A 23,047-nucleotide genomic window follows, 5' to 3' on the forward strand; every position below is an offset into this window, starting at 1 on the left:
CGGACAGGTTTCCCGCGGCCGGCGCGCGTGTTATACTCACCCTCATATAACCCGAACGTTTCTGGAAGGAGAGATCGCCCCATGAAGAGATCACCGGTTCTGCTCGCCTCGACGGCCTTGCTCCTGCTGGCCGTCATGATTTCGGCCCCGGGCTGCGCCAAAAAAGTGTCGCCGCCCCCTCCCGCCGCGGAGCCCGAGGTGGCCGTGAGGGAAACCCCCGCGGCGCCGGCCCCGACCATCACGCTGACGGCATCCCCCTCGGCGATCGAGAAGGGACAGGCCACGACCCTCTCATGGCGGTCGACCAACGCCACCGGGGTCAACATCACGGGCGGCATCGGGACCGTGGAGGAATCGGGGAGCCGGACGGTGAGCCCCGGCGCCTCCACCACCTATACGGCGCGGGCCACCGGGCCCGGAGGGGACGCCGTGGCCGAAGCGCGCGTCACCGTCTCCGCACCGGTCGCCGTCACCCCGCCCCCGTCGGCGGCGGTGAGCGACGCCGCGTTCTTCGAGGCCAGCATCAGGGACTGCTTCTTCGACCTGGACGAGTATTCCATCAACGAGGACGCCCGGCGCGCCCTCCTCGCCAACGCCCGCGCGCTGGCCGAGCGCCCCTCGCTGCGGGTGACGATCGAGGGACATTGCGACGAGCGGGGATCGGAAAAATACAACCTGGCGCTGGGGGACCGCCGCGCCAATTCCGCCCGGGATTTCCTGATTTCCCAGGGGATCGACTCCTCCCGCATCGACACCATATCCTACGGCGAGGAACGCCCCTTCTGCGAGGAACAGAGCGAGGAGTGCTGGCAGCTGAACCGGCGCGCGCACTTCGTCATGCGTTAGACCTGGAGAAAACCGATGAAGCGTAATTTTTTGTTCTGCCTTCTGGCGGCGTCGATCGCCGCCTGCCCCCTCGCCGAGGCCGGCACCAAGGAGGAACTGGTGAGGCTTCAGAGCGACGTCCTGGCGCTGCAGAACCAGATCCGCGAGTTCGACAAGGGCTATACGGAAAAGCTGGACAGCCTGCGCAGCCTGGTGATCCAGCTCAACGACCAGGCGGCCCGCTCCGGCCTGGTCCTCGACAGGATCGTCGCGGCCATGGAGAACACCGAGGCCGGAGCGCGCGAGGCCGACCGGGGCCTGCTCGAGGAGGTGCGGCGGCTCTCGGAAAAGGTGGATGACCTCGGCACGCGCACCAGCGCGCTGGCCCAGCAGCTCGGCGAGCTCAAGGTGCAGTCGGCCAGCCTCGGGCCGGCCGCCTCCCCGGGCCTCTCCCCGGAGGTTCTCTACAACCAGGCCTTCGGCGATTTCGTGCAGGGGAATTTCGACCTGGCGATCGAGGGATTCAGCGCCTACGTCGCCACCTACCCCGCCGGGGAGAAGGCGCCCGACGCGCTGCTCAACATCGGGGACGCCCACATCGGCCAGAACCGCCTGCCGCAGGCCGTGGCCGCCTTCACGCGCGTCATCAACGAATACGCGGAATCGCAAAAGGTCCCGAGCGCCCTCTTCAAGAGGGCCAGGGTGGAACTGGCGATGCAGGAGAAGGAAAACGCCGCCGCGGACCTGCGCAACATCGTCGAGAAGTTCCCCCAGTCTCCCGAGGCCGGGCTGGCCGAGGCGGAACTCGAGAAGCTGCGCACGGCGAAGCCCTCGGCCGCCCCGCGCCGACGGACCCGCTGATATCATCAACCCCACACAAGGATCACGACAATGAGTTCACTCAACAAGGTCATGCTCATCGGAAACCTGGGAAAGGACCCCGAGGTCCGCTACACCCCCGACGGGACCCCGGTCGCCACCTTCAGCCTGGCGACCAGCGAGAACTGGACCGACAAGAGCGGCACGAAGCAGGAGCGCACGGAATGGCACACGGTCGTCGTCTGGAGGAAGCTGGCCGAGATCTGCAAGCGCTACCTCACGAAAGGGCGGCAGGTCTACATCGAGGGCCGGATCCAGAGCCGGGAATGGAACGACAAGGAAGGCAACAAGCGGCGCACCACCGAAATCATAGCCACGCAGATGGTCATGCTGGGGAGCCGCCAGCAGGGCGCGTCCTCCGGGCCGGGCGATGACAGTTACGACCCGGGACCGGAAACGGGTCAGCCCTTCGGGGACGCCGGCATCACCGACAGCGATATTCCCTTCTAGCCCGGATTCCCCGGGGCGCCCCGAGGGCGGCCCCGGGGAAGGTCCCAATGCCCCCCTCTTTCGAATACGGACGGGTGATCCGCCTGGCGCTGCCCCTGGTGCTGACCCAGGCCGGCCAGATGACGGTCCACCTGGTCGACAACGCCATGATCGGCCGCGTGGGGACGACGGAGCTCGCCGCCGCCTCCTTCGCCAACAGCATCTACGTGGTGATCATGCTGTTCGGGATCGGCGTGTTCATGGGCGTCACCCCCCTCGTTTCCCGGGCCCGGGGGGGGCGGGACGACCTCGCCGCCGCCGCCCTCATGAAAAGCAGCCTGGCCTTTTCGGGTCTGCTGATCGGGGCCGTGACGGCGCTGGCCGCCGCCGTCGCCCTGGCCATGCCCCTGATGGGGCAGACGGAGGCCGTCGTCCGGCTTTCCCTCCCCTATTACGGCCTCCTGGCCCTGTCCACGATCCCCCTGCTGACGTTCATCCTGCTCAAGCAGATCGGGGAGGGGCTGGGGAACACGACGGCGGCCATGGGCGCCACGGTGATCGCCAACCTCGTCAACGTGACCGGCAACTACGTCCTGATCTTCGGGAAGTTCGGGTTCCCGGAACTGGGCCTGCTGGGCGCCGGCTACGCCACCCTTCTTTCCCGCATCGTCTCCCCCCTGCTGCTCGTGGCGCTGTTTGCGTGCGTCCCCTCGATCCGGGCCTCGTTCGCGCTCATGCGACGGGTGCGGGCGTCGTTCGCCCGGTTCGCGAGGGTGCTCTCGGTGGGACTCCCCATCGCCGGCCAGATGGTGCTCGAGGTGGCCGCCTTCTCCTGGAGCGCCGTCATGATGGGGTGGCTGGGGGAAGTGCCCCTGGCTTCGCACCAGATCGCCATGGGACTGGCCACCTTCTCCTTCATGATAGCCAACGCCGTGGCCATGGCCACGACGATCCGCGTGAGTTTCACGCTGGGCGGCGCGGACTACGGGGGTCTCCGGCGCCTCGCCTGGTCCGCGGTGCACGTGGCCGGCGCCTCCATGGGCTGCTGCGCCCTGGCCTTCCTGCTGCTGCGCCACGACATCCCCCGCCTCTTCACCCCCGACGGGCGGGTGATCGCCCAGGCGGCCTCGCTGCTGGCCATCGCCGCCCTCTTCCAGGTTTTCGACGGGCTGCAGATCACGTGCATCGGGATCCTGCGCGGGTTCGCCGATGTCAGGGTCCCGATGCTGATATCGGGATTCTCCTACATGGTCATAGGCCTCGGCATGAGCTGGTTTCTGGCGTTCCGGCTCGGCTTCGGCCCCGAGGGGATCTGGTTCGGGTTCCTGGCCGGCCTCGCGGCCGCCTGCGCCCTCCTCGTCCTGCGCATCCGGATGCAGCTCCGCCCGGGGGTCCCGGAGCCGGGTTAGAACCGGTACTTGGCCTGCTTGATCTCGCGGCGGAAATCCTCCCCGCCGACTTCGACCGCGCGGCACATCTCGTAGAGGCGTGAACGCAGGCGTGCCCCGATGCGGTCGGTGAGGGTCTCTTCCCCCGCCTTTTTGGGGACGTCGAGATAATTGGAGGTGAACACGGTGAGCTTTTTTTCGTTGTACCGGCAGTTGATGATGTAGGCGATGGTGTCCCGCACCCACTCGGTCGGCTTGTTGGCCCCGAGTTCGTCCAGCACCAGCACCCGGGCTTCGAACACCGGGCGCAGGACCTGGAGTTCCGAAGTCTGAGAGACCGGGTTCCAGCTCCCCTGGATTTCGCGCAGCAGGTCGCGGAAATCGTAGAAGAGCCCGCTGTCCCCCTTCTCCCGGATCACCTGTTTCAGGAGGGAAACGGCCAGGTGCGTCTTCCCGACGCCGCAGGTCCCGACGAAAAGCAACCCGACGTCGATCTGCGGGTATTTTTCCAGGAAACGCTGGACGAAGAGCTTGGCCTTCTTCTGCGACTCGTGGATCGGACCGTAGGAATCCAGATCGCAGTGCTCGTAGCGTCCGGGGATGCGGGCCGCGGCGAGCAGCCGCTCCACCCGCGCGCCGTCGAGGCAGCGGCAGCGCCGCACCCCTTCCCCGGCCGGCTCCCAGCCGGAGCCGCCGCAGACCGGACAGACATCGCTTCGGGGATTTTCAGCATTCATGGCGCGATCAGAGTACCACAGATCGAGGTCTGCATGCAGCCCCGGGCTACCTCTCCCCCGAGGGGTTCCCCTCCGGCGGGGGCGCCTGCAGCTCCTTCAGCTCTATGTACATCTTCTGCACGTTGGCCGGGAAGAAATTCTGGAAGCCCCAGGAGGCGTAAGCGGCCGGAACGGGGATTTCCGTGATCGCCTGCTGCAGGCTGTCCCCGCGCTCGACGGCGGGCCGTACGAGCGAACGGAGCTCCCGGAGGTAGCGGGCGAAGGCGCGCACATCCTCCCTGGAACCGACATCGCCGTGTCCCGGGATGAAGGTTTCGGCGTCGAGCGCGAGCAAAGCGTCCACGGTCGCGCCCCACTCGAGCACTCGGGCGTCATCGGTGTTCGGGATCGCGCGGTTGAAGAACAGGTCCCCCACGAAGGCGATCTTCTCCCCGGGGAGGTAGAGGACGATGTCCCCCTCGGTATGGGCGTTGCCCAGGTGGAGCAGCCGGACTTCGCGCCCCCCCTCCCGGATGGAAAGCGTACGCTCGAAAGTGACCTGCGGGGGAAGGATCCTGAGGCGGGAGATGTTGTCCAGGTACCGCTGGCGCTGCCGGAGGCGTCCGCCGCCCGCCCCTGTGGAGGCGCCCGCCCCTGTGGAGGCGCCCGCCTCCGCAGAGGCGCTCTCGGCCCGCAGCGCCCGGATTTCGGCCGTGGCTGCCGCCACGGACCGCTCCCAGGCGGGGAGGTCGATCTCGACCACGTCCCGCCGCGCCCGGTCGCTCCCGACGATCTGGGCGCCGGCAAACACCTGGTTCCCATGGGTGTGGTCCGTATGCCCGTGGCTGTTGATCACGTAGCGCACGGGCCGGTCGGTGACGGTGCGGACGGCGTCGCGGAGCTCTGCGCCCGCTTCGGGGGTGAAGTGGGTGTCGAACACGAGGACCGAGTGATCGAGCACCACGAAACCGGAATTGGCGACCGCGTTCGAATCGGGGCTGACGACGCGGGCGTAGACCCCGTCGGCGAGGCGCGCGAATCCGGGCGCCTCCGCCCCGGACGCGAAGAGGGCCGGGAGGACCACCGCCAGGGCGGCCGAAAGCCAGAGGGAAACGCGGGTGTGGACTCTGTCGGAAATGGCGCGACCTCCCTCAGATCCGGGATGCCGGTTGTTTCGGCGCCTCGACCAGGAGCACCTGCTTGGTCAACCGCTCGGCGCCGCGCCGGAGTGTCACCCGGATGGTGTCCCCGGGGCGCCGCGCTTCGAGCATGAGCTGCAGCTCTTCCTGGGACCCGACCGGCTTGGCGTCCACCTCGGTGATGATATCGCCTCCCACGTAAATCCGCTGGTTGTACCAGGCCACCGCGCGGCTGGCGCCCCGGATGTCGGCCCGGTCGGCGGAGCTGCCGCGGTAGACCCGGTAGACCAGCACCCCCTGCTCCACCGGAAGTTTGAGCACGGAGGCGAGATCGGGGTTCAGGGCGTAGCCCTCGATCCCGAACCAGGGGCGGATGACCCTCCCCTCCCGGATCAGGTCGGTGGCCACCCGGCGGATGGTGTCGGCCGGGATCGCGAAGCCGATCCCGATGTTCCCCCCGCCGATGGTGAAGATGGAGGTGTTGATCCCCACCATCTCCCCCGCCGTGTTGAGCAGGGGACCCCCGGAGTTCCCCGGGTTGATGGCGGCGTCGGTCTGGATGACGTCGTCCACGAGTTCGCCCGTCTGCGTTTCTATCCGGCGCCCGAGGGAGCTGATGATACCCACCGTCAGGGTGTTCTGCAGCCCCAGCGGGTTGCCGATGGCCAGGACCTTCTGGCCGACCATGAGGCTGCTGGAGGAACCGAGCCGGATCGGGCGCAGCCGCTCCGCGGGGGCGTCGATCCGGATCACGGCCAGGTCGTTCTGCCGGTCCACCCCCAGGACCCGGGCGCGGTATTTCGTGTGGTCGGGGAGGGAGACCTCGAGGCTGTCGGCGGACTGGATGACGTGGTAGTTGGTCAGGATATGGCCGTCGGCGTCGAGCACGCACCCGCTTCCGGTCCCTTCGCGGGCGACGGGGGAGAAAAAGAAGTCGTACTCGACCACCGTCCGGGTCACGTTCACCACGCCGGGGCTGACGGCCTCGTACACGCGGATATTGGTCGCCTCGTCCTCGCTGATCGCCGTCTCCCCGGCCGGGCCGAAGGCGAAGGCGGGGCCGGACACCTCCGGCCCCCCGCCGCCCGGGAGGAGGTCCCAGCGCAGCGCCGCCATCGTCGCGGCGGCCGCGAGCACGGCGACGACGAGAATCAGGCGTATGGAGCCCTTGCGCATTCAGATGCCGGCCCCCGGCCGGAGAGTCCGCCGGGGGCCGCCCCCGTTACCGGAATCGGATGGTCGTGTCCCGGCCGATGTTGAGGTCCATGGTCAGCGACGTCTTGGCCAGGTTGGGAACCGGGACCGTGGTCACCAGCCTCAGGATGCTGATGTTGAGCCGGTATTCGCCCGGAGGCACCGGGCGCACGAAGCGGCAGGTGCCCTTGTTCCCCTCGGTGAGGATGGGGGTGGATTCGTAGCGCCCCGAGGCCCCCTCGAGCACGAACTTGAACCCGTCGAGCCGGTCCATTCTCCAGTCCCCCGCCAGCTTGTTGATGTTGACGTTGATGGTCTTGGGCGCCTTCTTGGCCTCGTCCGTCTTGCGGTCCCCTTCGGCCCGCTTGCCCGCCTGTTCGCGGGCATCCCCCATCCACTGCGCCTCCAGCTCGGCCAGCCGCCCCGCGGATTTCATCCGCTCGATGGTGGCGTTGATCTTCGCCAGCAGGGCGGTTTCCGTTTTTCTCACGGCCACCGCGTACTGGTACTTGTTGACCAGGGTGGAGAGCACGTTCGTGTTGGGGTAGCTCTGGGCGCTGCTGTAGGTGATGAAGGGCTCGTCGCCCACCACGGCGTCGACCTCCCCCCGGTTCAGCGCGCCCAGCGCGTCGTCGATGGTCGGGTACTTGGTCAGGGTAACGCCCGTCGCCTCGGTCTGGGACGCCATGAAGGCGTCCGCCGGGCGACCTTCGGCCACGCCCACCGTTTTTCCCGAAAGGCTGGCCAGGCCCGTGATGTCGAATTCCTTGCGCTGGAAGGCGATGACGTCGCCCGTTTCGTAGTAGGGGGTCGAATAGGCGAAGTCCTGGGTGCGGCCCTGGTCGAGTTCCGTCGAGGAGAGGAGGATCTCGGCCTGCCCCTCCTTCATGACCTCGTACATCCGCTCCACGCCCGAGATCTTGACCCAGCGGGGCTCGTAACCCAGGTCTTTCGCGATCTCGTTGCCGATGTCGACGCCGAAACCCTGGACCCCTGTTCCGGAGCCGAATTCAAAAGGCGCGTTCACGGCGAAGGTGAGGATGCGCACCGCCTTGTTCTTCATCATGCTTTCCTCGGCGGGAGGGATGATCTCCTTTTTCTCGCCACCACAGCCGACGACCGAAAGCGCTACGATTGCCATCAATACCAGATATTTTATGCTTCGCACTCCTACCTCCTCGAAACGGGATCCATGGACTGCTCAAACCGTCGACCAGCCTGACCGCACGTATTTTAGCCAAACTGCACCCGCGACAAAAGCTTTTTCGGCAGACGCCGGCCCGGCGCGCCGGCCCCGCGGGGGACACCTAAAGCTTCTTTTCCATCACCCAGGCGTCCTCGACCGGATTGGTGTAGTAGTTGACGCGCGTCCCGGCGATGCCGAAACCGTGGGCGCGGTAGAACTGCAGGGCGGGCTGGTTCGATTTTCTCACCTCGAGAAAGCAGCGGGAGCAGCCGCGCCGGACCCCCTCCGCCCGGCAGGAGTCCATCAGCCGCGTCCCGATCCCCCTGCGCTGCAGGCCGGGGAGCACCCCCAGTTTCAGGACTTCGAGGTCCCCGTCGACGGCGCGCGCCAGGTAAAACCCGACGAGGCGCCTTTTTCCCCCGTCGGGGAGCACCACCGCCTTGGCGCCGAAATATCCCGGGAGATCCTCGAGAAACTTCCGGTAGTTGTCCACCCCCCAGAAGGTGAGGCGCACCCGCTCCTCGAGAGGCTCGAGCGACGCCAGGTCCTCGACCTCGAGGCGGGCCAGGTAGCAGCGCGCGGCTTCTTCAGCGTCCGCGGCTTTTGTTTCTGACAGCATCGGGAGGCCTTATGTACAGGGGCTCGGCCGCCGGCGCGTCCCCCGTTTGCCAGTATCTTCTGCGTCCGAGCGCCAGGCGGCCGACGCCGGCCGCAAGGAACAGGTCTGCCGGGACCCGCCGCGGCCAACGGTCCGCCCCTTTCCCACTCCCCTCCCACGGGGATGCGCCGAGATCGCTCACTATATATAAATGCCTGCCCGCGAGCGCGCGTTCAAGCTCCGATATCTTCCAGAGCGCCGGCCGCCCGGAGCGGGCCGGGCGGCCGGCGCGGCAGGTGTATTCGCCGTAATAGACCTCGTCGCGGTGCGCGTCCACGGCCACGCCGATCTTCCCCCCGAGCCACCCGGCCTGGCACGCAAGCACATCGAGGCCCGAAATCCCCGCAAAAGGTATCCCGAGCGACTGGGAAAGCCCGAGGGCCGTGCTGATACCGATCCGGATCCCGGTGAAGGATCCCGGCCCTATGCCCGCGGCGACCAGGCCCAGGTCCCCGAGCCCCCAGCCGGCGCTGCCGAGCAGGAACTCGATCGAACGGAGCAGCGACACGGAGTGGGTCCCCCCCGAGCATGTCCGGACCTCCCCGCGCAGTTCGGCCCCCTCGAGCAGCGCCACGCTGCCGCGCACGGATGAGGTGTCCAAAGCCAGTATTCCGGGGGTATCGCTCATGGGCATCGTCATTGACAATCGCAGGATACGGATTATATACTGCAGCCTCTTTAACCTCAAGGTTTTGTGGCCGGATTCCGCGGCCGGCCGCAGGCGCGGGCAACCGAAGCGGCTCCCGGCAGGTCGGCAAGCAGAGCAAGATGAGCGCAAACGAAGACCTCACCCCGATGATGAAGCAGTACCACGAGGTCAAGCGGCGCTTCCCCGGCAAGCTCGTCTTTTTCCGCCTGGGCGACTTTTACGAGATGTTTTACGAGGACGCCGTCCTGGCCTCCCGCGAGCTGGAAATCACGCTCACCTCGCGAAACCGGGACAAGAGCGGCGCCCCCATCCCCATGTGCGGAGTCCCCCACCATTCCGTCGACGGCTATGTCGCCCGGCTGATGAAGAAGGGGCACAAGATCGCCATCTGCGAGCAGGTGGAGGACCCCCGGAGCACCAAGAAGCTGGTCCAGCGCGAGGTCACCCGGGTCCTGACCCCCGGGACGGTCGTGGAGGAGATGCTGCTGGAACCGAAGGACCACAATTACCTGGGCAGCCTCTGGGCGACGCCCCAGGGGGTGGGGCTCGCTTTCATGGACCTGTCGACGGCCGACTTTCTCGCCACGGAATTCCTCGGCGAGGACGCCTGGCCCAGGACGGTCGACGAACTGACCCGCTTCGGCCCGAAGGAACTCCTCCTGCCGGAAAATGCGGGGGAGGACCTGGGGCGGAGACTCCGGCTGGAATGGTCCGAGCAGTGGGTGGCGAGCCCGCTCGACGACTGGGCCTTCAGCCGCGATTACGCCGAGCGCATGCTGCTCGAACATTTCGGCGTGGCCAGCCTCGACGGGTTCGGTGCCGCCGGCCGGCCGCTCGCGCTCTCCGCCGCGGGCGCCCTGATCCACTACCTGCGCGACAGCCAGCTCTCGGCGCTCGGCAAGGTGGCGGCGCTGCGGTTCTTCGAGCCTTCCGAGTTCATGAAGCTGGACGCCTCCACCGTCAACAACCTGGAACTGGTGGCCACCCTGGACGGCTCCCGGAAAGGGTCGCTGCTGGCGCTCCTGGACCGGACCCGCACGGGGATGGGCGCCCGGTTGCTCAAGAGCCGGCTGCTGCTCCCCCTCATGGACGTGCCCGAACTGGAACGCCGGCTCGACTGCGTCGCGGCCCTCTCCGAGAGCGTCGCGGCCCTGGGGCGCCTCGGCGACCGACTGGGCGGGATCCTGGACCTGGAGCGCCTGATCAGCCGCGTCTGTGTCGGGGTCGCCAATCCCCGCGAACTGGTCGCCCTGGCCCAATCCCTCCGGGCGGTCGCCTCCCTGGAGCCGATTCTGGGAGAGTTCGGCGCCGCGCGCCTGGGCGAGATCCGCTCGGGGCTCGACCCGGTGGAGGACGCCTGCCGGCTGATCGAGGACGCCATCGCCGACGACCCCCCCTCCTCGTCCGCGGAGCCGGGCATCATCCGCCCGGGCTACTCGCCGGAACTGGACGAACTGCGATCGATCCGCCACAGCGGCAAGGGCTACATCGCCTCGCTCGAGGCGCGGGAGCGCCAGGGGACGGGCATCTCCTCCCTCAAGGTGAAGTTCAACCAGGTCTTCGGCTATTTCATCGAGGTCACCAAAGCCAACCTCCACCTGGTCCCCCCCCATTACATCCGCAGGCAGACGCTGGTCAACTGCGAACGCTTCATCACCGAGGAGCTCCAGGCCTACGAGGAAAAGGTCCTGGGGGCCGAAGAACGGATCGCCGCCATCGAAAAGGAGCTCTTCGCGGAAATCCGCAGGTTGATCGCCCTCGAGGGGGGGCGCGTCCAGGCCACCGCCCGCCTGGTCGGGGAACTGGACGTCTACGCCGCGCTGGCGCTCGCGGCGCTCGAGAACGATTACGTCCGCCCGGCCCTCACCGGCGGGGACGAAATCCTGATCCGCGCGGGGCGCCACCCGGTGGTGGAGCTGGAGAGCCGCCCCTTCATCCCCAACGACCTCCGTCTCGACTGCGCCGGCGACCAGCTGGCGATCCTGACCGGCCCCAACATGGGAGGGAAATCGACCTATCTCCGGCAGACGGCCCTGATCGTCATCATGGCCCAGATGGGCTCGTACGTCCCCGCCCGGGAAGCGCGGCTCGGGTGCGTGGACCGCATCTACACCCGCGTCGGGGCTTCCGACAACCTGGCCCGCGGGCGCTCCACCTTCATGGTCGAGATGATCGAGACGGCCAACATCCTGAACACGGCCACCCCCCGGAGCCTGATCCTGCTCGACGAGGTCGGGCGCGGCACCGCCACCTTCGACGGGCTTTCCCTGGCGTGGGCGATCGCCGAATACCTGATCCAGGACTCCACCCACCGGGCCAAGACCCTTTTCGCCACCCATTATCACGAACTGACCAAGCTGGCCGAGGTGCACCCCGGGGTCAAAAACCTCTGCATGGCCATCGAGGAGGCGGGACAATCGATCGTCTTCCTGCGCAAGGTCGTGCCGGGGGCGGCCGACCGGAGCTACGGGATCGAGGTCGCCCGCCTGGCCGGGATGCCGCGCGAGGTGCTCGCGCGCGCCCACCGGATCCTGGAGCGCCTGGAGAAGAAGGAAATCGACCTGACGGGACGTCCGCGCCGGCGCTCCGCCGAAGAGGTCATCGAAGAGATGCAGCGGTCGCTCTTCTAGCCATGGAAAGCCCGCTCCGGCCCGCATCCCCGATCCACTCCCCGCTTGGGCACGCCCTGCTGCTGGCGGCGCTCGCGCTCCCCTGGTTCGTCCATCTCGGGGTCTCCTCCCTCTGGGACGCCAACGAGGCCTTTTACGCCGAAACCCCGAGGGAGATGATGGTCACGGGCGATTACCTCGCCCCCCGCTTCAACTTCGAGCCCCGCGTCCAGAAGCCCCCCCTCACCTACTGGATCGTTCTCCTTTCCTACCGGGCGTTCGGGGTCGGCGAGTTCGCCGTCCGCTTTCCCGGCGCGCTCGCGGCCGCCGGCATCCTGCTCTTCTGCTACGGGGGCGCCCGCATCCTGTACGGCCCGCGCGCGGGACTGGTGGCCGCCGTCATCGCCGCGACCACCGCCCGGATCTTCATCCTGGCGCGCCGGCTCCCCATCGACATCCTCCTCCTGTTCTTCCTCACCGGCGCCCTCTTTTTCATCCTCCGCGCGCTCCGCCGCGGCGGGAGGGGGCGGTGGGTCCCCGTCTACCTGTTTCTGGGGCTCGGGTTCATGACCAAGGGGCCGATCGCGCTCGTCATCCCGGCGCTGGCCCTGGGGGGATGGACTCTCGCGGCCGGCCGCCGGAAAGCGGCGGAGATGTATCTCTTTACGGGCGCCGCCGTCGTCGCCGCCGTCGTCCTCCCCTGGTACCTGGCCGTCTGGAGGGCGCACGGCTGGGACTACATCGCCCCCTTCTTCCTCAGCGACAACCTGGGGCGCTTCGCCACGGAGACCCTGGGGCCCTCCCGCGGCGTGCTCTACTACATTCCGGTCTTCCTGTCCGACTTCTTTCCCTGGTCGCTGCTTCTGGTCGCCGCCCTCCTTTCCCTCCGGAGCCTGCGGCGCGAAGAGGCCCCCGGTTTCTCCCCGGCGTGGCTCCCCCTCTTCTGGGCCGCCGCCGTCTTCCTCATTTTTTCCCTCTCCAAAAACAAGCAGGAGTACTACATCGCACCGATGTACCCCGCCTGCGCCATCCTGATCGCCGGGGCGCTCGAGCGGGTGCGGGGCCGGGGGGCCGCCTGGTCCTGGGCCTACGGCGGCGCGGCGGCGCTGATGGCGGCGCTGTCGCTGGCCCTGCCCCTCGTCTTCACCGCCTTCATGCCCGAGGTCCCGGCCCTGCTCCGGTACGGACCGACGGCGCTGTTTGCGGCCGGCGCGCTCGCCGTGGCCTTCTTCGCCTTCCGGCGCCGGCCGGGGCTCGGCTTCGCCGCGCTCGGGCTCGCGCTCTGGTCGGTCTACCTCCTGGGGGCCGCCGCCTATATTCCCGCCCTGGAGGCGCTGCGGCCGGTGAAAGGGTTCTGCCGCGTGATCGCCGAACGCTGGGACCCCGCCGGCGGGGACAGCGCCGGGTTCTATCGCGCCTCGCTCCCCAGCATGGTGTTCTACCTCGAGCGCCCCATCTTCCAGGAGACCGAACCCGAAAGGATGCTCGAGCGCTTCCGCTCGCCCGGCAGGGTCTTCTGCGTCCTGTCCCGGGCCGACTACGAGTACTTCCTCGGGCGCGGCGCCCGGCTCTCGGTCCTCGACCAGGGGCCCCTTTTTTCGCTCCGCTTCGGCGACCTCCTGGACAAGGGGAAGTTCCCCGGCAGGGAATTGATCTTGGTATCCAACCGATCGTGTTCTAAAATCGCAAGTTTCGAGGGCGATCCGTTTCATGAAAGCAAAACTGTTCACCGCCGCTAAGCTGGCGATCACGATCCTGTTCTTCACCTATATCTTCCGCCAGATCGATTTCCGGCAGTTCGCCGCCGCGCTCGCCAGCGCCCGCATCGACTACCTGCTCGGGGGCTTCGTGCTCCTCTGGATAGCCCATTTCATCTGCGTCTACCGCTGGCGGCTGCTGATGCGGCCCTTGATGCCGGTGCCCCCCCCGGGGAACCTGCTGGGCATCTACTGCATCGGCCTCTTCTTCAACCTGACCTTCCCCACCGTCATCGGCGGGGATGTCGTCAAGGTCTACTACGCGGGGCGCCCCTCCCGGTGCTATGCCCAGAGCCTGGCCGCCGCATTTCTCGACCGGGACGCCGGGATGCTGGCCATGATGATCCTCGCCTGCGCCGCGGTGACGGTCTACCCGGTGTCGGTCCCCGGGATCCCCGTCCCCCTCATCCTCTGGAGCGTTTTCGCCCTCTTCGTGCTGGGGAACGCGGCGGTGTTCACCCCGGGGATGCACCGGATCCTGATCCGGCTGCTCCGGCGGGTGCGCCTCGACTCCGTCGCGACCAGGATCGACCTGGTCTCCCGCGCCTTCCAGGTCATGGGCCGGCACCCCGGCATCCTCTGGGGCTCGCTCGCGATCTCCTTCATCAACCAGCTCCTGGTCATCTCGGTCACCTGGGTCATGGCGCTGGGGCTCGGGATCCGCCTCCCCTTCCTCCTTGTCCTGGTCTTCGTCCCCGTCATCACCCTGATCTCCATGATCCCCATCAGCCTCAACGGCATGGGGCTGAGGGAATATTCCTTCATGAGCCTCTTCGGCGCCGTCGGCGTGCCGGCCGCCTCGTGCATCGCGCTCGGCGTGCTTTCGAGCGTCGTCATCATCCTGTCATCGCTCCCGGGGGGCATCGTCTACCTCCTCTACCGGAACAAGACCGATCTCGAGCAGATGGCTTCACTGGAGAGCGAGTTTTCATGACGGACAAGATTTCCATCATCGTCCCCGTGTACAACGAGCGCGAGAATCTCGAACCGTTCACCCGCGGGCTGACGGAAGCCATGGAGGCCACGGGCGAGCCTTACGAGATCCTCCTCGTCGACGACGGCAGCACCGACGGGGGGGGGGAGTGGATGGAACGCCTCCCCGCGCGCGACGCGCGCATCCGCGTCATCCGTTTCCGCCGCAATTTCGGCCAGACCGCGGCCATGGCCGCCGGCTTCGACCACGCCACGGGCGACATCCTGATCCCGACCGACGCCGACATGCAGAACGATCCCCGCGACATCCCCGCGGTGCTGGCGAAGCTGCGCGAAGGCTACGATGTCGTCAGCTGCTGGCGCCGCGACCGCCAGGACCCGTACCTGACCCGGAAACTCCCCTCGCGGCTGGCCAACGCGCTGATCTCCCGCATCGGCGGCGTTCGCCTGCACGATTACGGCTGCACGCTCAAGGGCTACCGCCGCGAGGTGGTCGAGCACATCCGGCTTTACGGCGAGATGCACCGCTTCATTCCCGTCTACGCCTCCTGGGCCGGGGCGCGGGTCGCGGAGATCCCCGTGCGCCACCACCCCCGGACGCGGGGGAAGAGCAAGTACGGGCTCAGCCGCACCTTCAAGGTGATCCTGGACCTGATCACCGTGAAGATGCTGGGCAGCTACTCCACCAAGCCGATGTACTTTTTCGGCGGCACCGGCCTTGCCGCCTGCGCCGCGGGGACGCTCCTGGCGCTGCTCACCCTCTACGACAAGTACGTCCACCAGGTCAAGGCGCACAACAACCCCCTCCTTCTGCTGGCCGTGTTCCTGTTCATCCTGGGGGTGCAGTTCGTTTTCATGGGTCTCGTGGCCGAGCTCCTGATCCGGACGTACTTCGAATCGCAGGGGAAATCGCCCTACATCATCCTGCGCATCACGGAGGCGCCGCCCGACGGGTCCCGCGCCCCCCTTTCATCCTGAGGACTCTGGTGTTTGCGGAAATGTTCGCCTTTCGGGACCATGCGCTGGTCGACTTCGTCGGCGGCGGGGGCAAGACGCGCCTGATCCGTGCGCTCGCTTCCGAATGCTGCAGCCGCGGGCCCGTGCTCATGACCACCACCACCCGCAACCATCCCCCCGATCCCGCCGAGGGGATTTCGGTGATCAGCGGGGACAACGTCGCGCTGGTCCGGGAGATCGTGGCCCGCATCGGCCGGGAGTGCGCCGGCCGCCCCCACAAGCTCCTGGCCGCGCGCCATTTCTTCAGCCCTCACCTTCTGCGCGGCGTCCCCCCCGATTTCGCCGACGGCCTGGACCGCGCCCCGTTCCCCGTCCTCCTCAACGAGGCGGACGGCGCGGCCGGATTCAGCCTCAAGCTGCCGCGCGATTCCGAACCGGTGCCGATGCGGGGGTCGGACTACCTCGTGCCCGTCGTCGGCATGGACTGCCTCGGCCGTCCGCTCGGGCCCGACACCGTCTTCCGCTGGGAACTCTTCGCCGGGCGCTTCGAGCTCCGGGCCGGAGAGACGATCACACCCGAAACCGCCGCCCGCATCCTCATGCACCCGCAGGGGGTGTGCCGCGGCAGCGGGGCCGGCACCGAAATCATCCCCTTCATCAACAAGGCCGACTCCCCCGCCGCCGACGCCGATGCCCGCGCCCTCGGGGGTGCCATCCTTGAAAACGGCCATTTCCCGGTCAGCCGCGTGCTCTATGGCAGCGCGGCGGAGGGAAGAGTCCAATGCCTGCAAGCGTAGGGACCGGCGGCGGGAGCCGCCTGGGCCGCTCCCACCCCCTGCTGAAGAAGATCCGGCTGGCCGCCTCCGGCTCCCGCCGCTCCGAAAGCGACCTGGTCGTGGCCGAGGGGGTGCGCGTTCTCGAGGAGGTGCACGCGGCCGGCTGCCGGGTGGACGCCGTGGTGACCGGGACCCGGTTCGGGGAATCAGGGCGGGAGCGCGCGCTGCTCGAACTCTGGCGCGCGCGCGCCGTCCCCCTGTACACGGTCGACGAATCGGTGCTCGGCACCCTGTCGGACGTGCGGGCGCCCCAGGGGGCGCTGGCGCTGGTCCGTGTTCCTTCCCTTTCCCTCGCGCAGCTCCCCTCGCCGGGCGCCGGGCCGATCGTGTGCGCCTTCGGGCTGCAGGACCCGGGTAACCTCGGAACGCTGATCCGAGCCGCGGCGGCCGCGGGGGCCGCGTTCGTCTGCACGGCCGCGGGCACCGTTTCGGCCCGCAATCCCAAGGCCCTCCGCTCGAGCGCCGGCGCCTTCTTCCGCATCCCGGTCGTCGAACGCCTCGACCCGGAGGAATTCCTGCGTTACGCCGGGGCCCGCTCGATCGCGGTCTACCGCGCCGACGCCTCGGCCGGAACGCCCTACACCCGGGCCGACCTCCGCGGCCGCTGCGCCTTCGTCCTGGGGAACGAGGGGCGCGGAACGGAGGGGGCGGGGCTCGACTCCCTCCCGGCGCTGCATATTCCGATGGCGCGTGCCACGGAGTCCTTGAATGTGGCCATGGCGGGGTCCATCATCCTTTTTGAGGCCGCGCGCCAGCGTGCCCAGGGACCCACGCCATGACCCGCACACTCTTTCCCGAACCCGATCCCCCCGCCGGGCCGGACACCCCTCTGGCCGAACGGCTCCGCCCGCATACCCTGGACGACCTGGTGGGGCAGCAGCACCTGGTGGGGCCGGGCAAGGTGCTGCGCGTCATGGCCGAGCAGGACCAGCTCGCCTCCATCATCCTCTGGGGGCCTCCCGGAACGGGCAAGACCACGCTCGCCCGCATCCTGGCCCGGCAGACCCGCTCCCCCTTCGTCTCCTACAGCGCCGTGCTGTCGGGGATCAAGGAGATCAAAAGCGTCATGGCCGAGGCGGAGGTCACCTTCCGCGCCGACCGGGGCCGGACCGTCGTCTTCGTCGACGAGATCCACCGCTTCAACAAGGCCCAGCAGGACGCCTTCCTCCCCTACGTGGAATCGGGCGTCATCGTCCTCATCGGCGCCACGACCGAAAACCCCTCCTTCGAGGTGATCAGCCCGCTGCTGAGCCGGTGCAAGGTCTACGTGCTCCACCCGCTCGAGCCGGCCGAGATCCAGACGCTGCTCGAGCGCGCGCTCGCCGACACCGGGCGCGGGCTCGGGGCGCTCGGCGCGACGGTGCCCGAAGAGGTCCTCGGGCGGCTGGCCGTGTACGCGAACGGCGACGCGCGCATCGCCCTCAACACCCTGGAACTGGCGGTCTCGCTGGCGGCCCGGGGCGCCGGGGGGCCGTTCACCCTCTCCCTGGCCGACCTGGAGTCGGCGCTGCAGCGCAAGATGCTGCAGTACGACAAAGCGGGCGAAGAGCATTACAACCTGATCTCGGCCCTGCACAAATCGCTGCGCAACAGCGACCCCGACGCCTCCCTCTACTGGATGGGGCGGATGCTGGAGGCGGGGGAGGACCCGGTCTATATCGCCCGGCGCATGGTGCGCTTCGCCTCCGAGGACGTGGGGCTGGCCGACGTCCGGGCCCTGTCGGTGGCGCTCGACGCCACGGAGGCGGTGCGCCTGGTCGGGCTGCCGGAGTGCAAGCTGGCGCTGGCGCAGGCGGCCGTGTACCTGGCGCTCGCGCCGAAGTCGAACGCCCTCTACACCGCCTACGGCCGGGTCGCCGCCGACATCCAGGCGGGCACCAACGAGCCCCCTCCCCTGCATATCCGCAACGCGCCCACCCGGCTGATGAAGGATCTCGGCTACGGCAAGGGGTACCAGTACGCGCACGACCTCGAGGACAAGGTGGCCGACATGCAGTGCCTCCCCGACTCGCTCCGCGGGCGCCGCTACTACCACCCCGGAACGCAGGGGATGGAACGCCGCATCGGCGAGATCCTCGAGGAGCTCCGCAGGAAGAGGACGAAGGGATAACGGCCCCCCCGGCGGCGTCACCCCTTCAGGTAAAAGGCCAGGACGACGGCGGCCAGGAGGAGGCGGTAGATCACGAAGGGGGTGAAACTCCTGCGCTCGAGGTAGCGCAGGAAGAACTTGATGCACAGAAACCCGGTCACGGCCGCGGCGGCCACCCCCGCCAGCAGCACCGGCCACTCGAGGCCGGCCCCGCCATCGCCGGCGCCGAGGAGCCGGCAGGCCTGGAGCATTCCGGCCCCCACGATCACCGGGGTCGACAGGAGGAACGAAAACCGGGCGGCGGAGACCCGGTCGCTGTCCCGCAGGAGGGCCGTCGTCATGGTGACCCCGCTGCGCGAGACCCCCGGAACCAGGGCGATCGCCTGACCGATCCCGATCCACGCGGCGTCCCCCCACGAGTAGCGCGCCATCGGGCGGCTCTGCCTTCCCCTCCTTTCGGCGTACCAGAGGAGCAGGGCCAGCCCCGCCAGGGTGAAGACCGTGATGAGGGGGGAGCGCAGCCGGGCCTCCACCAGTTCCTCCAGCCAGAGACCGGCGACGGCGGCCGGGATCGTCCCCACTACCAGCAGCCAGGCGAGCTTCCGGTCTGGGTTTCCGAGCGGCGCCCCTTCCCTCAGGCCGAGGACCGTTTCGCGCGCCAGCCGGACCCAGTCGCGGGCGAAAAAGGCCAGGACCGCCAGCGCCGTCCCGACATGCAGCGCCACGTCGAACACCAGCCCCTCCGGCTCCCACCCGAAGAACCAGGGGACCAGGATGAGGTGGGCGGAACTGCTGACGGGGAGAAATTCGGTAAGCCCCTGGATGATGCCGAGAATGACCGCCGAAAATATCTCCATGCCGCCGCCCGCCCGTGGTTAAGAAATCGCCCGCACCCCTGAAGCGCTATTACTTTACAGGTTTTTTCGGGAAAGTGCGGAAATTGTGGGGCCGGCGGCTCTTTTTTCTCACTCCCCGGCGAGCACCCGCTCCAGGCGCTCGAGCGCCCAGTCGATGTCGTCGCGGCGGATGACGAGGGGGGGAGCGATGCGGAGGGTGTGCCCGTGGGTGTCCTTGCAGAGGATCCCCAGTTCCATGAGCCGCTCGCTGTAGCCCCGCGCGTCCCCCGCTTCCCGGACGAGCTCCACGCCGATCATGAGCCCCCGGCCCCGCACCTCGCGGACCCGGTCGGAACGGATGCTGCGCAGCCCGGAGAGGAAGTAGTCCCCCATGGCCGCGGCGTTCTCGATCATCCCCTCCTCTACCAGGACGCGCAAAGCCTCGCGCGCGACGGCGCAGGCCAGCGGGTTCCCCCCGAAGGTGCTCCCGTGCTCCCCCGGGCGCAGCACCCCCAGCACCTCGGAATTGGACAGCACCGCCGAAACGGGGTAGAACCCCCCGGAGAGCGCTTTCCCCACCAGGGTCAGGTCGGCCTCGACCCCTTCGTGCTCCTCGGCCAGCAGCTTTCCGGTCCGGCCCAGCCCCGTCTGGATCTCGTCCAGGATGAACACCACGCCGTGGCGCCGGCAGATCTCCCGCGCCGCGGCCAGGTAGCCGGTCGGGGGGAGGATCACCCCCGCCTCCCCCTGGATCGGTTCGGCCATGAACCCGACCGTGGCGGGGGTGATCGCCCGCTCGAGCGCTTCGGCGTCCCCGAAGGGGATCACCCGGAATCCGGGGGTGAAGGGACCGAACCCGTCCCGCGCCTGAGGGTCCGTGCTGAACCCGACGATGGTGATGGTGCGCCCGTGGAAGTTGTCGGCGCAGACGATGATTTCCGCCTGGTCCGCGGGCACTCCCTTGACCTGGTACCCCCATTTGCGCACCGCCTTGATCACCGTCTCGACCGCCTCGGCGCCGCTGTTCATGGGGAGCACCGTGTGCGACCGGGTCAGGGCGCAGATCTCCCGGTAGAAGAGCCCCAGCTGGTCGTTGCGGAAGGCGCGCGAGGTCAGGGTCAGCTTTTCCGCCTGGCGGCGGAGCGCCTGCAGGATCCGCGGGTGGCAATGCCCCTGGTTTACGGCCGAATAGGACGACAGGCAGTCCAGGTAGCGTTTCCCCTCCACGTCCCAGACCCAGATCCCCTCCCCGCGGGTCAGGACCACATCGAGCGGGCGGTAGTTGTGAGCCCCGAAGGTTTCCTCGAGCCGGATGAAATCTCTTGCGTCCATGGCGTCCCTCCCGGTTCCCCTGCTGGTATCATACCCCGGAGTGCGGGGGAAAGAGAACCCCGCCGATTTCGCTCCATGAGCGGGTAAGGGTGGAATTTGCGGCCGCGCGGTATTATCCTTTCCACTTTGTCGCGGTCACCGCAAAAACTAGGAGAGTACATGCCGAGCGCCAAGAAAGTTCTCAAACTGGGCCTCCCCAAGGGGAGCCTGCAGGAATCGACCGTGGAGCTGTTCCGCCGGGCCGGAATCCGCATCCATTCGAGCGACCGCTCCTATTTCCCCTCCTGCGACGACGAGGAGATCGAGATCATGCTCATCCGCTCCCAGGAGATGGGCAAGTACGTCGAGGACGGGCTGTTCGACGCCGGGATCACGGGCCGGGACTGGATCCTCGAAACCCGCGCGCGGGTGACCGAGATCTGCGAACTGGTCTACGGCAAATCGGGCTTCAAACCGGTGCGCTGGGTGCTGGCCGTCCCCGACAGCTCGCCGATCCGTTCGGCCAGGGACCTCCAGGGGAAGACCGTCGCCACCGAACTGGTGAGCTACGTCCGGCGCTACCTGGCCAGGGCGGGGGTCAAGGCCAGGGTCGAGTATTCCTGGGGGGCCACCGAGGCCAAGGCCGGCATCCTCGTGGACGCGATCGTGGAACTGACCGAGACCGGCCGTTCGCTCAGGGCCAACCGCCTGCGCATCGTGGAGGACGTGCTCGCCTCGACCACCCGCTTCGTCGCCAACCGGGACGCCTGGAAAGACCCCTGGAAGCGCGAAAAGATGGAGAATATCGCCATCCTGCTCCAGGGCGCCCTGGCCGCCGAAGGGATGGTGGGGCTGAAGATGAACCTGAAGGAGAGCGCCCTGCCGCGGATCATGGACATCCTCCCTTCCCTGAAGCGCCCGACGGTCAGCCCGCTGACCTTGCCCGGCTGGATGGCGCTCGAGGTGGTCGTGGAGGAATCGGTGGTCAAGCGCATGATCCCGGACCTGAAGCGCGCCGGGGCCGAGGGGATCATCGAGTACCCTCTGAACATGCTCATAAACTGAGTTTTCTTTTTTAGATAGGCATTTAGGGCTAATAAATTGATGTCCCACATTAAGCGCGAGACCGTTCTCATCCTCGACTTCGGTTCGCAGTACACCCAGCTCATCGCCCGCCGGGTGCGCGAACTCTCCGTCTACTGCGAGATCGTTCCCTACGTGTCTGCATGGGACCGGATCCGGGCGGAACGTCCCGCGGGCCTCATCCTCTCGGGGGGGCCCGATTCCGTCTGCCGCGCATCGAGCCCCTCCCTCCCCCGCGAGGTCCTCGATGCCGGGATTCCGACCCTGGGGATCTGCTACGGTCTTCAGCTCCTGGCCCACAGCCTGGGAGGGCGGGTGGTTTCCGGGGGCGAGCGGCGCGAATACGGCCCCGCGCTGGTGAACGTGCGCGCGGCCGACACCCTCCTCGAAGGCCTCCCCCCCTCCTTCCAGGCATGGATGAGTCACGGCGACCGCGTCGTGGAGCTTCCCCCCGGCTTCCGGCTCACGGCCGAATCGGGGGGCCTCGTCGCGGCCGCCGGGGACGAGGTGCGGAAGATATGGGGGCTGCAGTTCCACCCCGAAGTGGCGCATACGCCCCTCGGCAGGGACATCCTCGCGAATTTCGTGACGCGCGCCTGCGGCTGCAGCCGCGACTGGACGATGTCGGCCTTCGTCGAGTCGGCCGTGGCCTCGATCGCGGACCGCATCGGCCCCGAGGGGAGCGCCCTCTGCGGCCTGAGCGGGGGGGTCGACTCCACCGTGGCCGCCACGCTGGTCCACCGGGCCATCGGCGACCGCCTGATCTGCGTCTTCGTCGACAACGGGCTCCTGCGCAAGGACGAGTTCGCGTCCGTGCTCGGGATGTACCGGGACGCGCTCCACCTGAAGGTCGTGGGGGTGGACGCCTCGGCCCGCTTCCTCCGGCGCCTGGAGGGGGTGGAGGACCCGGAGACCAAGCGCCGGATCATCGGAGAGGAGTTCATCCGGGTGTTCGAGGCCCAGGCGCTCGAGCTCGGCAACCCCCCTTTCCTGGTCCAGGGGACGCTCTACCCCGACGTGATCGAATCGACCTCGGTGCGGGGGCCTTCGGCCGTCATCAAGTCCCACCACAACGTGGGCGGGCTCCCCGAGGACGTGAAGTTCGAACTGGTCGAGCCGCTGCGGGAGCTGTTCAAGGACGAGGTGCGCCGGGTGGGGGAGGAACTGGGAATGGCCCCGCGCTTCGTCCACCGCCACCCCTTCCCCGGACCGGGGCTGGCGGTCAGGATCCTCGGGGCCGTCAACCCCGAGCGGCTGGCCGTGCTGCGGGAGGCGGACGCCATCGCGCTCGAGGAGATCGAGAAGGAGGGGCTCACCGAGGGGCTCTGGCAGGCTTTCGTGGTGCTCCTCCCGATCCGCACCGTGGGGGTCATGGGGGACGACCGGACGTACGAAAACGTGGCCGCGCTGCGCCTGGTCACCTCGACGGACGGCATGACGGCCGACTGGGCCCGCGCGCCGTACGGGTTGCTGGAACGGATTTCGGCCCGGATCGTCAACGAGGTCCGGGGGGTCAACCGGGTGGTCTACGACATCACGAGCAAACCCCCCGGGACCATCGAATGGGAGTAGC

General features: G+C 68.2%; 21 protein-coding genes. 13 read left to right on the plus strand and 8 right to left on the minus strand.

Annotation, left to right across the window (positions count from 1 at the left end; translation table 11 throughout):
* Positions 1-81 precede the first annotated feature (81 nt).
* From pal to GXY47_11060, 4 genes are read left to right on the plus strand one after another with little or no spacing between them, the layout of a single operon-like run.
* Positions 82-846, plus strand: a complete 765-nt coding sequence (gene pal / locus GXY47_11045) for a peptidoglycan-associated lipoprotein Pal (protein NLV31675.1) — start codon at positions 82-84, stop codon at positions 844-846.
* A gap of 15 nt (positions 847-861) precedes the next feature.
* Positions 862-1,686, plus strand: coding sequence for a tetratricopeptide repeat protein (locus GXY47_11050; GenBank protein ID NLV31676.1), 825 nt, complete (start codon positions 862-864; stop codon positions 1,684-1,686).
* Between the two features lie 30 nt (positions 1,687-1,716).
* Entirely contained in the window at positions 1,717-2,154 is a 438-nt protein-coding gene (locus GXY47_11055) for a single-stranded DNA-binding protein (GenBank protein ID NLV31677.1), read from the plus strand.
* A gap of 47 nt (positions 2,155-2,201) precedes the next feature.
* The gene (locus GXY47_11060; GenBank protein ID NLV31678.1) at positions 2,202-3,542 is read left to right on the plus strand and encodes an MATE family efflux transporter; all 1,341 of its coding nucleotides are present in this window, start codon (positions 2,202-2,204) and stop codon (positions 3,540-3,542) included.
* Here the strand turns inward: GXY47_11060 and GXY47_11065 are convergent.
* From GXY47_11065 to tsaB, 6 genes are all read right to left on the minus strand, one after another.
* Positions 3,539-4,258: an ATP-binding protein gene (locus GXY47_11065; GenBank protein ID NLV31679.1), complete on the minus strand. Its 720-nt coding sequence runs from the start codon at positions 4,256-4,258 to the stop codon at positions 3,539-3,541. The two genes, GXY47_11060 and GXY47_11065, sit on opposite strands and share 4 nt — an antisense overlap.
* 46 nt (positions 4,259-4,304) lie before the next feature.
* Positions 4,305-5,321 (minus strand): MBL fold metallo-hydrolase, encoded by a 1,017-nt coding sequence (locus GXY47_11070; GenBank protein NLV31680.1) that lies wholly within the window; start codon positions 5,319-5,321, stop codon positions 4,305-4,307.
* Positions 5,322-5,388: 67 nt separating this feature from the next.
* The gene (locus GXY47_11075; protein ID NLV31681.1) at positions 5,389-6,552 is read right to left on the minus strand and encodes a trypsin-like serine protease; all 1,164 of its coding nucleotides are present in this window, start codon (positions 6,550-6,552) and stop codon (positions 5,389-5,391) included.
* A gap of 46 nt (positions 6,553-6,598) precedes the next feature.
* Complete coding sequence (locus GXY47_11080) at positions 6,599-7,738, minus strand: amino acid ABC transporter substrate-binding protein (protein ID NLV31682.1); 1,140 nt, start codon at positions 7,736-7,738, stop codon at positions 6,599-6,601.
* Between the two features lie 139 nt (positions 7,739-7,877).
* Positions 7,878-8,375 (minus strand): GNAT family N-acetyltransferase, encoded by a 498-nt coding sequence (locus GXY47_11085; protein ID NLV31683.1) that lies wholly within the window; start codon positions 8,373-8,375, stop codon positions 7,878-7,880.
* Entirely contained in the window at positions 8,344-9,015 is a 672-nt protein-coding gene (gene tsaB / locus GXY47_11090; protein NLV31684.1) for a tRNA (adenosine(37)-N6)-threonylcarbamoyltransferase complex dimerization subunit type 1 TsaB, read from the minus strand. The genes GXY47_11085 and tsaB overlap by 32 nt, the downstream gene beginning before the upstream one ends.
* Positions 9,016-9,182: 167 nt before the next feature.
* Between tsaB and mutS the strand changes: the two genes are divergently transcribed.
* Genes mutS through GXY47_11125 form a run of 7 tightly spaced genes read left to right on the plus strand, consistent with a single transcriptional unit; the run spans position 9,183 to position 18,265 of the window.
* On the plus strand, positions 9,183-11,693 hold the full coding sequence (gene mutS, locus GXY47_11095) for a DNA mismatch repair protein MutS (GenBank protein NLV31685.1): 2,511 nt from the start codon (positions 9,183-9,185) through the stop codon (positions 11,691-11,693).
* A gap of 2 nt (positions 11,694-11,695) precedes the next feature.
* Positions 11,696-13,411 (plus strand): glycosyltransferase family 39 protein, encoded by a 1,716-nt coding sequence (locus tag GXY47_11100; GenBank protein ID NLV31686.1) that lies wholly within the window; start codon positions 11,696-11,698, stop codon positions 13,409-13,411.
* On the plus strand, positions 13,383-14,363 hold the full coding sequence (locus GXY47_11105; protein ID NLV31687.1) for a flippase-like domain-containing protein: 981 nt from the start codon (positions 13,383-13,385) through the stop codon (positions 14,361-14,363). Before GXY47_11100 ends, GXY47_11105 begins: the two co-directional genes overlap by 29 nt.
* A complete protein-coding gene (locus GXY47_11110) occupies positions 14,360-15,340 on the plus strand; it encodes a glycosyltransferase family 2 protein (protein NLV31688.1) in 981 nt (326 codons plus the stop codon). The genes GXY47_11105 and GXY47_11110 overlap by 4 nt, the downstream gene beginning before the upstream one ends.
* Before the next feature lie 8 nt (positions 15,341-15,348).
* Positions 15,349-16,116 carry a putative selenium-dependent hydroxylase accessory protein YqeC gene (gene yqeC / locus GXY47_11115; protein ID NLV31689.1) on the plus strand — a complete coding sequence of 256 codons (768 nt, stop codon included), beginning with the start codon at positions 15,349-15,351 and terminating at the stop codon, positions 16,114-16,116.
* Positions 16,101-16,934, plus strand: a complete 834-nt coding sequence (locus tag GXY47_11120) for an RNA methyltransferase (GenBank protein ID NLV31690.1) — start codon at positions 16,101-16,103, stop codon at positions 16,932-16,934. Before yqeC ends, GXY47_11120 begins: the two co-directional genes overlap by 16 nt.
* The gene (locus GXY47_11125; GenBank protein NLV31691.1) at positions 16,931-18,265 is read left to right on the plus strand and encodes a replication-associated recombination protein A; all 1,335 of its coding nucleotides are present in this window, start codon (positions 16,931-16,933) and stop codon (positions 18,263-18,265) included. Before GXY47_11120 ends, GXY47_11125 begins: the two co-directional genes overlap by 4 nt.
* Positions 18,266-18,282: 17 nt before the next feature.
* On the opposite strand, the gene GXY47_11130 is transcribed toward GXY47_11125, so the two are convergent.
* Both GXY47_11130 and GXY47_11135 read right to left on the minus strand, forming a co-directional pair.
* The gene (locus GXY47_11130) at positions 18,283-19,101 is read right to left on the minus strand and encodes an undecaprenyl-diphosphate phosphatase (GenBank protein NLV31692.1); all 819 of its coding nucleotides are present in this window, start codon (positions 19,099-19,101) and stop codon (positions 18,283-18,285) included.
* A 108-nt stretch (positions 19,102-19,209) separates the two neighbouring features.
* The gene (locus GXY47_11135; protein NLV31693.1) at positions 19,210-20,412 is read right to left on the minus strand and encodes an ornithine--oxo-acid transaminase; all 1,203 of its coding nucleotides are present in this window, start codon (positions 20,410-20,412) and stop codon (positions 19,210-19,212) included.
* A 159-nt stretch (positions 20,413-20,571) separates the two neighbouring features.
* Here GXY47_11135 and GXY47_11140 point away from each other — a divergent pair, with 159 nt between their 5' ends.
* Both GXY47_11140 and guaA read left to right on the plus strand, forming a co-directional pair.
* Positions 20,572-21,456, plus strand: coding sequence for an ATP phosphoribosyltransferase (locus tag GXY47_11140; protein ID NLV31694.1), 885 nt, complete (start codon positions 20,572-20,574; stop codon positions 21,454-21,456).
* A 39-nt stretch (positions 21,457-21,495) separates the two neighbouring features.
* Positions 21,496-23,046 (plus strand): glutamine-hydrolyzing GMP synthase, encoded by a 1,551-nt coding sequence (guaA, locus tag GXY47_11145; GenBank protein ID NLV31695.1) that lies wholly within the window; start codon positions 21,496-21,498, stop codon positions 23,044-23,046.
* Position 23,047 lies beyond the last annotated feature (1 nt).

Source organism: Acidobacteriota bacterium, from assembly GCA_012729555.1.
In the GTDB taxonomy this organism is placed as follows: Bacteria; Acidobacteriota; UBA6911; order UBA6911; family UBA6911; genus UBA6911.

Excerpts from the sequence above, each read along its gene's own strand:
- GXY47_11130 (NLV31692.1), bottom strand. The coding sequence starts at position 19,101 with ATGGAGATATTTTCGGCGGTCATTCTCGGCATCATCCAGGGGCTTACC.
- GXY47_11075 (NLV31681.1), bottom strand. The coding sequence starts at position 6,552 with ATGCGCAAGGGCTCCATACGCCTGATTCTCGTCGTCGCCGTGCTCGCG.
- mutS (NLV31685.1), top strand. The coding sequence starts at position 9,183 with ATGAGCGCAAACGAAGACCTCACCCCGATGATGAAGCAGTACCACGAG.
- GXY47_11050 (NLV31676.1), top strand. The coding sequence starts at position 862 with ATGAAGCGTAATTTTTTGTTCTGCCTTCTGGCGGCGTCGATCGCCGCC.
- GXY47_11140 (NLV31694.1), top strand. The coding sequence starts at position 20,572 with ATGCCGAGCGCCAAGAAAGTTCTCAAACTGGGCCTCCCCAAGGGGAGC.
- GXY47_11085 (NLV31683.1), bottom strand. The coding sequence starts at position 8,375 with ATGCTGTCAGAAACAAAAGCCGCGGACGCTGAAGAAGCCGCGCGCTGC.
- GXY47_11125 (NLV31691.1), top strand. The coding sequence starts at position 16,931 with ATGACCCGCACACTCTTTCCCGAACCCGATCCCCCCGCCGGGCCGGAC.
- GXY47_11105 (NLV31687.1), top strand. The coding sequence starts at position 13,383 with ATGAAAGCAAAACTGTTCACCGCCGCTAAGCTGGCGATCACGATCCTG.
- GXY47_11135 (NLV31693.1), bottom strand. The coding sequence starts at position 20,412 with ATGGACGCAAGAGATTTCATCCGGCTCGAGGAAACCTTCGGGGCTCAC.
- GXY47_11065 (NLV31679.1), bottom strand. The coding sequence starts at position 4,258 with ATGAATGCTGAAAATCCCCGAAGCGATGTCTGTCCGGTCTGCGGCGGC.
- GXY47_11110 (NLV31688.1), top strand. The coding sequence starts at position 14,360 with ATGACGGACAAGATTTCCATCATCGTCCCCGTGTACAACGAGCGCGAG.
- guaA (NLV31695.1), top strand. The coding sequence starts at position 21,496 with ATGTCCCACATTAAGCGCGAGACCGTTCTCATCCTCGACTTCGGTTCG.
- pal (NLV31675.1), top strand. The coding sequence starts at position 82 with ATGAAGAGATCACCGGTTCTGCTCGCCTCGACGGCCTTGCTCCTGCTG.
- GXY47_11100 (NLV31686.1), top strand. The coding sequence starts at position 11,696 with ATGGAAAGCCCGCTCCGGCCCGCATCCCCGATCCACTCCCCGCTTGGG.
- GXY47_11055 (NLV31677.1), top strand. The coding sequence starts at position 1,717 with ATGAGTTCACTCAACAAGGTCATGCTCATCGGAAACCTGGGAAAGGAC.
- GXY47_11120 (NLV31690.1), top strand. The coding sequence starts at position 16,101 with ATGCCTGCAAGCGTAGGGACCGGCGGCGGGAGCCGCCTGGGCCGCTCC.
- GXY47_11060 (NLV31678.1), top strand. The coding sequence starts at position 2,202 with ATGCCCCCCTCTTTCGAATACGGACGGGTGATCCGCCTGGCGCTGCCC.